General features: G+C 73.6%; 12 protein-coding genes. 9 read left to right on the forward strand and 3 right to left on the reverse strand.

Annotation, left to right across the window (positions count from 1 at the left end):
• Positions 1-22 precede the first annotated feature (22 nt).
• From SD460_RS46115 to SD460_RS46125, 3 genes are read left to right on the forward strand one after another with little or no spacing between them, the layout of a single operon-like run.
• Positions 23-841, forward strand: a complete 819-nt coding sequence (locus SD460_RS46115) for a helix-turn-helix transcriptional regulator (RefSeq protein WP_290055445.1) — start codon at positions 23-25, stop codon at positions 839-841.
• 39 nt (positions 842-880) lie between these two features.
• Positions 881-1,732, forward strand: coding sequence for an oxidoreductase (locus SD460_RS46120; protein WP_318307770.1), 852 nt, complete (start codon positions 881-883; stop codon positions 1,730-1,732).
• A complete protein-coding gene (locus SD460_RS46125; RefSeq protein ID WP_290055447.1) occupies positions 1,729-2,448 on the forward strand; it encodes an SDR family oxidoreductase in 720 nt (239 codons plus the stop codon). The genes SD460_RS46120 and SD460_RS46125 overlap by 4 nt, the downstream gene beginning before the upstream one ends.
• Before the next feature lies 1 nt (position 2,449).
• On the opposite strand, the gene SD460_RS46130 is transcribed toward SD460_RS46125, so the two are convergent.
• Together SD460_RS46130 and SD460_RS46135 are read right to left on the reverse strand one after the other, a co-directional pair.
• Entirely contained in the window at positions 2,450-3,319 is an 870-nt protein-coding gene (locus SD460_RS46130; protein ID WP_318307771.1) for an NAD(P)H-hydrate dehydratase, read from the reverse strand.
• Entirely contained in the window at positions 3,297-4,016 is a 720-nt protein-coding gene (locus SD460_RS46135; RefSeq protein WP_290055449.1) for a histidine phosphatase family protein, read from the reverse strand. Before SD460_RS46135 ends, SD460_RS46130 begins: the two co-directional genes overlap by 23 nt.
• An 82-nt stretch (positions 4,017-4,098) precedes the next feature.
• Between SD460_RS46135 and SD460_RS46140 the strand changes: the two genes are divergently transcribed.
• Positions 4,099-5,319: a PP2C family protein-serine/threonine phosphatase gene (locus tag SD460_RS46140; RefSeq protein WP_290055450.1), complete on the forward strand. Its 1,221-nt coding sequence runs from the start codon at positions 4,099-4,101 to the stop codon at positions 5,317-5,319.
• 21 nt (positions 5,320-5,340) lie between these two features.
• Here the strand turns inward: SD460_RS46140 and SD460_RS46145 are convergent, their stop codons facing one another.
• Positions 5,341-5,724, reverse strand: a complete 384-nt coding sequence (locus SD460_RS46145) for an STAS domain-containing protein (RefSeq protein WP_290055451.1) — start codon at positions 5,722-5,724, stop codon at positions 5,341-5,343.
• Between the two features lie 168 nt (positions 5,725-5,892).
• On the opposite strand from SD460_RS46145, the gene SD460_RS46150 reads away from it, so the two are divergent.
• From SD460_RS46150 to SD460_RS46170, 5 genes are all read left to right on the forward strand, one after another.
• Complete coding sequence (locus SD460_RS46150; RefSeq protein WP_290055452.1) at positions 5,893-6,273, forward strand: STAS domain-containing protein; 381 nt, start codon at positions 5,893-5,895, stop codon at positions 6,271-6,273.
• Positions 6,273-7,835 carry a PP2C family protein-serine/threonine phosphatase gene (locus SD460_RS46155; RefSeq protein WP_318307772.1) on the forward strand — a complete coding sequence of 521 codons (1,563 nt, stop codon included), beginning with the start codon at positions 6,273-6,275 and terminating at the stop codon, positions 7,833-7,835. The genes SD460_RS46150 and SD460_RS46155 overlap by 1 nt, the downstream gene beginning before the upstream one ends.
• Positions 7,832-8,254 carry an ATP-binding protein gene (locus SD460_RS46160; protein ID WP_290055454.1) on the forward strand — a complete coding sequence of 141 codons (423 nt, stop codon included), beginning with the start codon at positions 7,832-7,834 and terminating at the stop codon, positions 8,252-8,254. The genes SD460_RS46155 and SD460_RS46160 overlap by 4 nt, the downstream gene beginning before the upstream one ends.
• Positions 8,255-8,524: 270 nt before the next feature.
• Positions 8,525-12,601 carry a SpoIIE family protein phosphatase gene (locus tag SD460_RS46165; protein ID WP_318307773.1) on the forward strand — a complete coding sequence of 1,359 codons (4,077 nt, stop codon included), beginning with the start codon at positions 8,525-8,527 and terminating at the stop codon, positions 12,599-12,601.
• Entirely contained in the window at positions 12,598-12,900 is a 303-nt protein-coding gene (locus SD460_RS46170; protein ID WP_290055456.1) for an STAS domain-containing protein, read from the forward strand. The genes SD460_RS46165 and SD460_RS46170 overlap by 4 nt, the downstream gene beginning before the upstream one ends.
• The last annotated feature ends 397 nt before the right edge of the window (positions 12,901-13,297 follow it).

Consider the following 13,297-nt stretch of genomic DNA (forward strand, 5'->3'; position numbering starts at 1 on the left):
GTGTCCGGGTTAGCCTCGGATCATGGTCTCGGAGAACGCTCTTGGTGAGTTCCTCCGGGCCCGCCGCGAACAGGTGGGCCCGGAGGAACTCGGCCTGCCCGCGGGCGGGCCGAGGCGCGTCTCGGGGCTGCGCCGCGAGGAGGTGGCGGTGCTGGCCGGCGTCAGCACCGACTACTACATCCGGCTCGAGCAGGGGCGGGAGCGGAACCCCTCGGCCCAGGTCGTCGACGCGCTCGCGCAGGGGCTCGCCCTCGACGAGGACGCCACCGCCCACCTGCACCGGCTGGCCAGCCCGGCACCACGGCGGCGCCGAGCCCGGCGGCGGGAACAGGTCAGCCCGAACCTGCTGCGCCTGCTGGACGGCTGGCCGGACACGCCCGCGCTGGTGCTCGGCCGCTGCCTCGACGTCCTCGCGCACAACGCGCTGGGCCAGGCGTTGTTCGGCGGGCACGCGCACAGCGACGACCTCGTCCGGCTGGTGTTCCTCGACCCGGACGCGCGCGAGTTCTACCCGGACTGGGAGCGCGTCGCCGTCAACACCGTCGGCGGCCTGCGGGTCGCCGCCGGGATCGACCCGGACGACCCGGCGCTGATCGAGACGGTCGGCGAACTGTCGGTCAAGAGCGCGGACTTCCGCCGCTTGTGGGCGCGCCACGACATCCGGCAGAAGACACGCGAAACGAAGCGGTTCCACCACCGGCTCGTCGGCGAACTCGTGCTGAGCTACGAGGCGCTGACCGTGAACAGCGCGCCCGGCCAGCAGCTGGTCGTGTACCAGGCCGAGCCGGGCAGCCCGTCGGAAGCGGCGCTCGCCCTCTTGGGCAGCCTCGCCGCTTCCTGAACACCTTTCCGCAATCCACAATGGACGGAGTACTTCGTCGTGCCCGAAAAACCGGTCTGGTTCATCACCGGCTGCTCCAGCGGCCTCGGCCGCGCACTGGCCGCCGCCGTGCTCGACCGCGGCTGGTCGGCCGCCGTCACCGCCCGCGACCCGGCGCGGGTCGCCGATCTCGTCGCCCCGCACGGTGACCGCGCGCTGGCGCTGCCGCTCGACGTCACCGACCACGCCCAGGTCACCGCCGCCGTCGAGCGGGCCGAAGCGGCCTTCGGCCGGATCGACGTCCTGGTCGGCAACGCCGGCTACGGCTACCTCGCCGCGATCGAAGAAGGCGAGGACGAGGAGATCCGGAAACTGTTCGACACCAACGTGTTCGGCCTCGCCGACGTCACCCGCGCGGTGCTGCCCGGCATGCGGGCCCGCCGCCGCGGGCACGTCGTGACCGTGTCGTCGCTCGGCGGGCTCGCCGCCTTCGGCGCCACCGGCTACTACCACGCGACGAAGTTCGCCGTGGAGGGGCTTTCGGAGTCGCTGGCCGCGGAGGTGGCGCCCCTGGGCATCAAGGTGACCATCGTGGAACCCGCCGCGTTCCGCACCGGCTGGTCCGGCCCCTCGATGCGGCATTCGGCGATCCGCATCGACGACTACGCCGAAACGGCCGGCGCCCGCCGCGAAGCGACCACGGCGACCTACGGCCACCAGCCCGGCGACCCGGTGCGCGCGGCGGAAGCGATCATCGCCGCCGTCGGCGCCGCCGAACCCCCGCTGCGGCTGCTGCTCGGCCAGGCCGCCTACACCATCGCGACGGCCCGGCTCGAAACCCTCAAGTCCACTTTCGACACCTGGCGCGAGACCACCCTCGGCGCCGACTTCCCCGGAAAGGAAACCCCGTGAAGACCGTCCTCATCACCGGCGCCAGCAGCGGCATCGGGCACGCCACCGCCCTGCGCCTGGCCCGCGAAGGCCACCACGTCGTGCTCGGCGCCCGGCGCGAAGACCGGCTGACCGCGCTGGCGAAGGAGATCCACGACGCCGGCGGCACCGCCGACGTGCACCGGCTGGACGTCACCGACCGCGCCGATGTCGCCGCCTTCGCCGACGCCGCCGTCGAAGCGCACGGGCGGCTCGACGTCTTCGTCGCCAACGCGGGCGTGATGCCGTTGTCCCGGTTGGACTCCCTGCACGTCGACGAGTGGGACCGGATGATCGACGTGAACGTCCGCGGCCTGCTGCACGGGATCGCGGCGGCTCTGCCGCACTTCCGGCGCCAGGGCGGCGGGCACTTCGTGACGATCGCCTCCACCGGCTCGCACGAGGTGCTGCCGACGGCCGCGGTCTACTGCGGCACCAAGTACGCCGCACGGGCGATCACCGAAGGCCTGCGCCTCGAAGCCGACCCGGGCATCCGCGTCACGACGGTCTCGCCCGGCGTCGTCGAGTCCGAACTGGCCGACACCATCACCGACCCCGGCGCGCAGGAGGCGATGCGCGCCTACCGCGCGGTGACGCTGGGGCCGGACACCATCGCCGGCGCGATCTCCTACGCGATCGGGCAGCCGGACGGCGTCGACGTCAACGAGATCGTCGTGCGGCCGACCACCCAGCGGTGACTCAGCGCTCCAGTTCGGCGATGACCCGCGGGATCTCCGCGACGAGCTCGCGCGCCAGCAGCCCGGTACTGCCGGTGTCCGGGATCAGCCGCTGCCCCGCGACGGCGTGGACGTGCGTGGCCCAGCAGGCGGCCTGCTCGGCCCGGGCGCCGCGGGCGAGGAAGCCACCGGTGAGCCCGGCCAGCACGTCACCGCTGCCGGACGTCGCGAGCCCGACGTGGCCGCTGCCGTCCCGCCAGGTGCGGCCGCCCGGCTCGGCGACCACGCCCATGAGCTGCACCACGCCGCCGTAGCGCCCGGCGATCCGCACCGCCGTCTCCAGGTCGTCGACGTCCTCCTCCTCACAACCGTCGAGGAAAGCCGCTTCGACCCGGTTCGGGGTGAGCAGGAGCCGGCCGGCCAGCGGTTCGGCCAGCTCCGGCGCCCGGCTCAGCGCGCCGAGCGCGAACGCGTCGAGCAGGACATTCGCGTCCGGGGCGATGGCGGGCACGAGCCGCCGCAGCAGGTCTTCGGTTTCTTCGGCGCCGGTCAGGCCGGGCCCGACCACGACGGTGCCGGCCCCGGGCAGCACGTCGGCCAGCCGGTCGACGGCGTCCGGGGCGATCGCGCCGGACGTGGTTTCCGGCAGCCCGGTGACCAGCGACTCGGGCACCGAGACCCCGATCGCCGTGGCGTGCCGGTCGGCCACGGCGAGCTGGAGCGTGCCCGCACCGGCGCGCAGGGCGGCGGTGCCGGACAACGCGGGCGCGCCGGGCACGGTCCGGGCGCCGCCGATGACGAGCACGGTGCCGCGGTCACCGGTGCCGATCCGCCAGTCCCGCAACAGGGCCGGGCTGATCGGCGCCGGCTCAGGAGAGCTGGCGCGCGGCATCGTCGTCCGCCGTCGGTGGGGTGCCGGTGGCCCGCAGGTGGCCGACTTCCTGGGCGAGCACCATGGTGAACCCGCCGTCGCGGTCGCGCTCCCACGACGTCACCGAGCCGTTGGGCACCTCGGTCGCGTCGGCGGCGCGGAGCAGGTCGGGCTCCGGCAGGCCTTCGAGCAGGTAGCGCAGCGCGAAGACGGTCATCTCGTGGGCCGCCAGCAGAATGCGCTTCCCGGCGTGCTCGGCGCTCAGCTCGTTCAGCAGGGAACGCAGCCGCAGCACGACATCCGCCCAGGACTCGCCGCCCGGCGGGCGGTAGTAGAACTTGCCCAGCCGCCGCTTGCGCCGCAGCTCGTCGGGCCACCGCTCACTCACGCCGTGGGAGGTCAGCAGGTCCAGGACGCCGAGCTCGCGGTCGCGCAGCCGTTCGTCCGGAACGATCGGGACACCGCTGGGCGCGGCCAGCCGGGCGGTGTCCCAGGCACGGCGGTAGGTGGACGTGACCACGAGGTCGGGCGGGTGCTCGGCGAAGAGCTGACCGGCGGCCCCGGCCTGTTCTCGTCCGAGTTCCGTCAGCGGGACATCGGCGTCGCGCTCCGCGATGTCGATCACATCCGCCCCGGCCGACTCCGCTTCTTCGCGCGCCACGTTCCCGGTGCTCTGCCCGTGGCGCAATACGGCCACCCAGTCCAAGTCGACGCTCACGACCGGATGACTACCCCGCGAAACCCGCCGCCGAAACCCGGGATGGTTAGGGCGGCGAACGGCTTGCGGCTAGGGTCGGAACATGTCGCGAAGTCTCGACGCCCACGACCGGCTGCCGAAGCTGGAAACGATCGTCGGCGCCCCCGCCGGTCACCTCGGACTGGCCGAGACGCTCGTCGAGACGTTGCAGCGCTTGCGTGAGGTCATGGCGGTCGACACCGCGACCGTGCTGCGGTACCAGCCCAGCGGCCGCCAGCTCGTGGCGTTCGCGGCGGCCGGCATCGAGGAGGAGGTCCACCAGGGCGTGCGGGTGCCGGTGGGCAGCGGGTTCGCCGGCCGGGTCGCCTTGGAACGGGTGCCGGTGATCCTCGACCACGTCGACGAAACCACCGTCGTGAACTCCCTGCTGTGGGAGCGGGGACTGCACTCGATGCTCGGCGTGCCGATGCTCGCCGGCAGCGAGCTCGTCGGGGTGCTGCACGTCGGTTCGGTCGAGCACCGGAAGTTCGGCGAGCCCGAAATCGCCACGATGCAGCTGCTCGCCGACCACCTCGCGACGCTGATCCAGGTGGAGGCCAGGGAAGAGAACCGCACCGCCACCATGGCGCTGCAGCGCAGCCTGCTGCCGAGCAGCCTGCCCGAGGTGCCCGGCCTGGCGTTCGGCGCCCGGTACGTGCCCGGCGCGGAAACCGGGCTCGGCGGCGACTGGTACGACCTGTTCACCTTGCCGGGTGACCGGCTCGGCGTCGTGATGGGTGACGTCTCGGGCCACGGCCTGGACGCGGCCGTGATCATGGGGCGGCTGCGCAGCGCCCTGCGCGCCTACGCCCTCGACAGCGAAAGCCCGGCCGAGGTGCTCGCCAAGCTCGACCGCAAGGCCAACCACTTCGAGCACGGCGCGATGGCGACGGTGGCCTACGGGATCATCGGCCCCGACCGCGAAGCGGTGACGCTGTCCCTGGCCGGGCACCTGCCGCCGGCGCTGGCCGTGCCGGGTGAAGCGGGCCGGCTGGTGGACGTGCCGCCGGATCCCCCGATCGGGCTGACCATCGGCACGCCGGAACGCCGCACGACCGTGGTCGGCCTGCCGCCGGGCGGCGTGCTGGCGTTCTACACCGACGGCCTGGTCGAGCGGCGCGACCGGCCGGTGGACGTCGGCATGCGGCTCCTGGCGGACACCCTGCGCGCCGGCGAGCCCGAGCGGCTCTGCGCGCAGATCATGACCGCGCTGATCGGCAGCCGGCCGGCCCAGGACGACGTCGCGCTGCTGGCCATCGAACGCCTGGCCGTCCCGGCCGGCTGAGCACGGCCGGGACGACGCGGGTCAGGACCCGGCCAGCGCCGCTTCCCGGGTCGGGAAGAGCGAGAGGCTGTCCTCGAGGCCGGTCAGCTGGATCGGGCGCAGCGTGGCCCGGCCGCTCGCGACGATCCGCACGGAGGTGCCCGCGGCGGCGTTGCGGTGGATCGTCAGCAGCGCGGTCAGCCCCGGCGAGGCGAGGAATTCGACGCGGGTCAGGTCGACCACGAGCACCGGCGGCTGCGCCGCCAGCTCCTCGTCGGCGGCCCGCACGAGCGTGGGCGCGGTGGTCGTGTCCACGTCCCCGGCGACCTCGACGACGACGGCGCCGCCCTCCTCCGTACGGGCGATCCGGAACTCCCCGAACGGCACAGCGGCCGGTGCGCTTTCAGTATGGGTGGGGTCGGTCATAGACATCTGCTCCTGCCTTCGGCACTGCCGACCGGATTCCGGAGGGCGTGCTTGATCACGAAGGCTGTCTGCTCAACCGGTGTCAATCATGCCCGCCCGCACGCCGCGCCGCCGCGTCAGCACCCACTCGGCTTTCGGGGACGCCCGCGAACAGGCAGGATGTGCGCCATGGCCGAAAGAGACGTGACCGGGGACGCACTCGGCGGCACAGCCGGTCCGGCGGGATCGGTCGCCTTGGAGGACCGCGACGGCGCGGCCGTGCTCCGGGTCGACGGCGCGCTCGACCTCGCGCTGGCACCGAAACTGCGCCGATTGGCCGAACGCGCGGCCCGGTCGGAGGCCGCGCTGCTCGTCATCGACCTCACCGCCGTCACCTTCCTGGCGTCGGCGGGCATGGCCGAACTCGTCCGGGCCCACCGCGGGCTCACCTCGCCCGCTCAGCTGCGGGTGGTCGCCAGCGGCCGGATCACCTTGCGCCCGCTGGAACTGACCCGGCTGACCGACGAATTCGCCATCTACCCTTCGCTGTCCGAAGCACTGGCGCCCTGATGCCGCCCGATCCGCGATCCGACGAAGTGCTCGACGCCGTGCGCCGGGCGTTCTCCCCGGCCACCACCGGGATCCGGCCCCTCTCCCCCGCCGAAGCGGACGCGGTGCTGGGCGAGCGCGCCGCGGCGGCCGTGACCGACCGCGCGGTGCTGGCCGAGCTGCTGCCGGGCGAGCGGATCACCGGCGCGATCGCGATCACCTCCGGCGACGACGCCAGCGTGGTCTACACCACAGAGGACGTGGGCGAGCTGCCCTCGCTCGTCGCCGCCGTCGTCGAAGCCGCCACCGCGGACCTGGCCACCACCGTCGGGCGCCTGCGGGGCGAAGCCGTGGTGCTCGACGCGCTGCACTCCACCGGCCGCGAGCTGACCGCCCAGCTCGACATCGACCGCATCGTGCAGGACGCGACCGACGCCGCCACCAAGGCGACCGGCGCCGGCTTCGGCGCGTTCTTCTACAACCTGGTCGACGAATTCGGCGAGTCCTACACGCTGTACACGATCTCGGGCGTGCCGCGGGAGGCGTTCGCCCGGTTCCCGATGCCGCGCAACACCGAAGTCTTCGCGCCGACCTTCGACGGCGCGGGCACCGTGCGCAGCCCCGACATCACGAAGGACGCGCGGTTCGGGAAGAACGCGCCGTACCACGGGATGCCGGACGGGCACCTGCCCGTGTGCAGCTACCTGGCCGTTTCGGTGCTCAGCCCGACCACCGGCGAGGTGCTGGGCGGGTTCTTCTTCGGTCACCCCGAGCCGGACCGGTTCACCGCGCGGCACGAGTACCTCGCCGAAGGCATCGCCGCGTACACGGCCATCGCCCTCGACAACGCCCGCCTCTACGAACGCGAGCGCACCCTCGCCACGGAGCTGACCCGCAGCATGCTGCCGGTCGCCCCGGCCACGCCGGGGCTCGACGTCTTCACCCGGTACCTGCCGGCGGCCACCGGCAGCAAGGTCGGCGGCGACTGGTTCGACGTGCTCCGGCTGCCGTCGGGCGGGACGGCGTTCGTCATCGGCGACGTCGTCGGCCACGGCGTCACGGCCGCGACGGTGATGGGCCAGGTCCGGACGGCCATCCGCTGCTACGCCCGGCTCGACCTGCCGCCGTCGGAGGTCCTGCGCCACGTCTCCGAGCTGGCCGGCGGGCTGTTCGGCGAGAGCTTCGTCACCTGTTTCTACGCGGTCCACCGGCCCGACGAGGGCACGCTGACCTACGCCAACGCCGGCCACCTGCCCGCGATCCTGGTCCGCCCGGGCGAGCCGCCCGAGCAGATCGGCGAGGCGCTGGCGCAGCCCCTCGGCGTCGGCTCGGCCTTCCCGCAGCGCTCCGCCGGGTTCCCGCCCGGCTCGGACCTGGTGCTCTACACCGACGGGCTGGTCGAGAGCCGCACCCGCGACCTGACGCTGGGCATCGAATGGCTGCTCGCGGGTATCCCCGCGCTGCTGACCGCGACCGACCTCGAGACGGCGTGGGACAAGCTCGTCCAGGAACTGACGCGCGGACGGCACGACGACGACATCGCGGTCATCCACGTGCGCCACCGCGGAGAGGACGCCCCATGACGGACCCCCTCCCCCCGGGAGCACCCGCTCCCGCGGCGTCGTTCCACCGGCGCAGCCCCGCGATCGCGGGCCTTCTGCCGCGCCTGCGCGAGGCACTGGCCGACTGGCTGCGCCCGCTCGGCCTGAGCGAGGAACGGCAGGAGGACATCGTCCTGGCCGGCTACGAAGCGATGGCCAACTCGGCCGAACACGCCTACCACGACCGCGAACCGGGCTCGATCGACGTCCGCGCCGAAGCACTGGGCGGCCGGCTCACGGTGACGGTCACCGACTTCGGCACCTGGCTGCCACCGGCGTCGACGAACGGCCTGCGCGGCCGCGGCCTGCTGCTCATCGACACCCTCGCCGACCACAGCGCCAAGGTGCACCGCGAGGACGGTACGACGATCACGATGACCTGGCTGCTCAGCGGGAACTGACGGGCGCGGGTCCCGCCGCACTCCGGGTGGCGGGCGGCCGTGGTCGCGAATGACTCATTCGGGACCGCTGAGGTCGCCAATGACTCATTCGGGACGCCCGGCGCCGCCAATGACCCATTCGCGACCGCCGACGCCGCCAATGACTCATTCGCGACCATCGCACCAGCGCCGCAGCACCCGGGTGGCCGCATCCGCGCGCGACCGCTCGTACGCGGCGGGAGCCTGCCGGGTCGAGTAGGCTCACCCCGGGCCGCGCGAACCGGGAGTGTGATGAGCGTCGGGGAAGAGTCCGGCCACCGCGCCGTGTTTCCCGGGACCAGCCGGATGGCCGCCCGGATGCGGGACTTCGACTGGGCTTCCTCCCCGCTGGGCGACCCGGCGGGCTGGCCGGCGAGCCTGACGACGGCCGTGCGCATCTGCCTCACCTCCCGCTTCCCCATGATCGTCTGGTGGGGGCCGGAGCTGCGCTTCCTCTACAACGACGCCTACCTGCCGCTGCTCGGCACCAAGCACCCCGCGCTCGACAAACCGGGTGCGCTGGTCTGGGACGAGATCTGGCACATCATCGGCCCGATGCTCGACAGCGTGATGACCAGCGGCGAGGCCACCTGGTCCGAAGACCTGCTGCTGCCGATGAACCGGCACGGCTACTGGGAAGAGACCTACTGGACGTACTCCTACAGCCCGGTGCACGACGACGCGGGCGCGGTCCGCGCGGTCTTCACCGCGGTCACCGACACCACCGAGCGCGTGATCGGCGAGCGCCGGATGGCGACGCTGCGCGACCTCGGGGCCCAGGCCGGGGTCGCCCGGACCGTCGGCGAGGCCTGTGAGCTGGTCGCCGAAGTGCTGGCGAACGCCGGGTCCGACGTCCCGTACGGCGCGATCCACCTCCGCGGCGACGACGGCGAGCTGACGCCGGCCGCCGTCACCCCCGGCGGCGAGGGCGCGGGCGAACCGGCCGCTTGGCCGCTGGCGGAAGTGCTCGCCGACGGCCTGCCGCGGACGGTGTCGGGCCAGGCGTTCGGCGAGCTGCCGCCGGGTGGCTGGTCCACGCCGCCCACCGAAGCCATGGTGCTGCCGCTGCCCGGCGACGCCGGGACCGCCGCGACCGGCGTGATCGTGCTCGCGGCGAGCGCCGGGCGCGCGCTCGACGAGTCGTACCGGACGTTCCTCGGCCTCGTCGCCCAGCAGACGACGGCGCTGGTCAACGGCGCGATCGCCTACCGGGTCCAGCAGCAGCGCGCCGAGGAGCTGACCGCGCTGGACGTGGCCAAGACGACGTTCTTCGCGAACATCAGCCACGAGTTCCGGACCCCGCTCACCCTGATCCTGGGCCCCGTCGCCGAGCTGGACCAGACGCTCGGCGACGTCGACGAGCGCGTGCGCGAGGAGATCGCCGTCATCCACCGCAACGCGCTGCGGCTGGGACGGCTGGTGAACAACCTGCTCGACTTCTCCCGCATCGAGGCCGGCCGGATGCAGGCCCGCTTCGAGCCGGTGGACCTGGCCGCGTTCACCGCGGAGCTGGCCAGCGTCTTCCGCGCCGCCGTCGAACGGGCCGGGCTGGCGTTCGAGGTCGACTGCCCGCCGCTGGGCGAGCCGGTGCACGTCGACCGCGGGATGTGGGAGAAGGTCGTCTTCAACCTGCTGTCCAACGCGGTCAAGTTCACCTTCGACGGCGCGATCCACGTGACGACCGCCCGGGACGGCCCGGACGCGGTGGTCACCCTGTCCGACACCGGGATCGGCATCGACGCCGCCGAGCTGCCGCGGCTGTTCGAGCGGTTCCACCGGATCCCGTCGGCGCGGGCCCGCTCGAACGAGGGCAGCGGGATCGGGCTGGCGCTGGTGCGCGAACTCGTCGGCATGCACGGCGGGACCATCGCCGCGGAGAGCACGCCCGGCGCCGGGACGACGTTCCGGATCCGGCTGCCGCTGGGCACCCGGCACCTGCCCGCCGACCTCATCGCGGAGCCGTCCCCGGGCGGGTTCGCCACGGACACCGCCGAGCCGTACCTGCAGGAAGCCCTGCGCTGGCTGCCTGCCGAGGAGGGCGACCCGGTGCCGCCCGCGCCCGCGTCGGCCGCCGGGGCCCGCGTGCTGGTCGCCGACGACAACGCCGACATGCGCGACTACCTCGTGCGGTTGCTGCGAGACGACTACGCGGTCACGACGGTGCGAGACGGCGTCGAGGCGTTCGACGCGGCGGCCGCCGACCCACCCGAGCTGATCATCAGCGACGTGATGATGCCCCGGCTGGACGGCTTGGGGCTGCTCGCCGAGCTCCGCCGCGACCCGCGCACCGCCGCCGTGCCCGTGCTGCTGCTCTCGGCCAGGGCCGGGCAGGAGGCCGCCGTCGACGGGCTGGCCGCCGGGGCCGACGACTACCTCGTGAAGCCGTTCTCGGCGCGGGAGCTGGTCGCGCGGGTCCGCACGACCATCCAGCTCGCCCGGCTGCGGTCGCAGCACTCCCGGTGGCGCGCGGCCCTGATCGAGTCGCTGCAGGAAGGTTTCTTCGTCAGCGACACCGAGGGCCGGGTCGTCGAGATCAACGCGGCGTTCACCGAAGTGCTGGGCGCCGGCCCGGACGGGCTGCCCTACGCCGAGCCGTTCCCGTGGTGGCCGGACCGCGACGCGGATCCGGTGGCCCACCGGCAGGTCGCCGAGGCCTTCGGCCGAATCCGGGACGAGCCGGCCGGCAGCTTCGTGGTGCCGCTGCGGCACCGGGACGGGCACCGGGTGTGGGCCGCGATCGCTTACAACGCGCTGCACGACGAGGAGGGCCGCCGCCGGCTGGTCGGCACGGTCCGCGACGTCACGGCCGAGCGCTACGCCGGGCAGCGCGAGACCGCGCTCGCCGCGATGAACCAGCGCCTCGCCGGGGTCAGCGGGGTGCCGGACGTGCTCCACACCGCACTCGACCTGCTGCGCGAGCTCTGGGAAGCCGAGCGCGTCCTCGCGGTGACCTGGCCGCCGGACGGCGAGCCGGAGCTCACCTCCACCGACCCCGGCGACCACGGCTGGACCAGCCTGGCCGCACCGCTGCGCGCGATCCTCGACCGGCTCCGCTCGCTCCCGGCCCTGCACACCACGGCGGCGGACGGCGGGGCGGGCGCCTCCGTCGACCACCCCGGTGGCCGGCTGACGCTCTGGGTCGAGCCCGCGACGGGCCGGTCGCTGGGCACCGAAGACCGGACGCTGCTGGCCCTGCAGGCCGGGACGATCGCGCACGCCCTGCTCCGCGCCCACCGCGAGGACCGCCAGCGGGAGGTCGCGCTCGCGCTGCAGCGGTCGATCCTCGGCCCGGCCCGGCTTCCCGACGGCTTCGAGGTGCGCTACGAACCGGCGACCCCGCCCCTGGAGGTCGGCGGCGACTGGTACGACGTCATCGTGCTGGGCGACCGGATCGGCATCGTCGTCGGTGACTGCGTCGGCCGGGGCCTCGACGCGGCCGCGGTGATGGGCCAGCTGCGCAGTGCCTGCCGCGCGCTGCTGCTGGAGGCCAACGGCCCGGCCCACACCCTGAAGACCCTCGACCGCTTCGCCGACCGGCTGCCGGGTGCCTTGTGCACCACCGTTTTCTGCGGGGTCCTCGACCCGGCCACCGGCACGCTGACCTACAGCAGCGCCGGGCACCCGCCCGCCACCCTCGTGCACAGCGACGGCTCCTCGGAGTTCCTCGACGCGGGCGGCAGTGTGCCGCTCGCGGTGCGCGTCGAGGTGGACCGGCCGGAGGCGACGACGGTCGTGCCGGTCGGCTCGCTGCTGATGCTCTACACCGACGGGCTCGTCGAACGCCGCCGCGAGTCGCTCGACGACGGCATCACCCGCGCCACCGCCGTGGCGCACGACGTCCGGGAGGCCGAGCTGACCGACCTCGCGGCCGCGCTGATGGGCCGGCTCCGGCCCGCCGACGGCTACGAGGACGACGTCGCCCTGCTGCTCTACCGCCGTTCGGTACCCCCGCTGGTGCTCGACTTCGAGGCGCACCCGAACAGTCTGGCCTCGACCCGCACCTGGCTGCGCGCGTGGCTGGCCAACGCGGAGCTCGAGTCCGACCTGGCGCAGGACGTCCTGGTCGCGACCGGCGAGGCCTGCGCCAACGCCGTCGAGCACGCCTATCCCGGCGGGGCCGGCGGCAGTGCGCACCTGTCCGCCCGCTTCACCGGCTCCCACATCGTCGTCGTGGTCACCGACGGCGGCCGCTGGCGGCAACCCCCACCGGACAACCACGTGCTGCGCGGCCGCGGCATGCCGATGATGGAAGCACTGGCCGACGCGGTCACCATCCGGCACGATTCCCACGGGACCACCGTCACGCTGGAATGGAGAATCGGTTCGTGAGAACGCCTCTCACACTGGTCGCCGGGCGGGGCGACGACGGCGACCGGACCTTGAGCGTCACCGGCGAGATCGACATGAGCAACGCCAGCGAATTCGGCGCGGCCCTGGACCACGAGCTGGCGGCGGGGACCGCGGTCACCGTGGACCTCACCGGCGTGGCCTACCTCGACAGCGCGGGCATCGCGGTGCTGTTCGACCGGGCCGGCGAGCACGACCTGCAACTGATCGCCCCGCGGCTGCTCGAACGCGTGCTGCGGGTGTCCGGTCTCGCCCAAGTCGCGAAGGTTACCGTCCGTTGAAGGGTTGACTCGCTGCGCACGGGGTACGTCACTCGAAGCGACGGTCGCGGGGTGGGTTGTACCGCCGGCCGTCGCGAGGTGGTTCCCGGCGCCAACCCACGACGTTCAGCAGCGAGCGCCGGGCCGGAACCACCGTTACTCCCCCGGTCCCGGTCTCGTGGTCTCGGTCTCGCGGTCGGTCGGTGCGCGTGGTCGCGAATGACTCATTCGGGACCGCTGGGGCCGCCGATGACTCATTCGCGACCTCCCGGCGCCCGGCATCCGCCAACTGCAGCCGAACCAACCGGAACCCACCCAGCCCGCCGACCCACCGCCGGCCGGTGAACCCGAACCCGGTGCCCGCCACCAGGCCCGACCGCTCGCGTCCAGCCGACCGAGCGTGGTCGCGAATGACTCA

This window comes from Amycolatopsis solani (assembly GCF_033441515.1).
GTDB classification, from domain to species: domain Bacteria; phylum Actinomycetota; class Actinomycetes; order Mycobacteriales; family Pseudonocardiaceae; genus Amycolatopsis; species Amycolatopsis solani.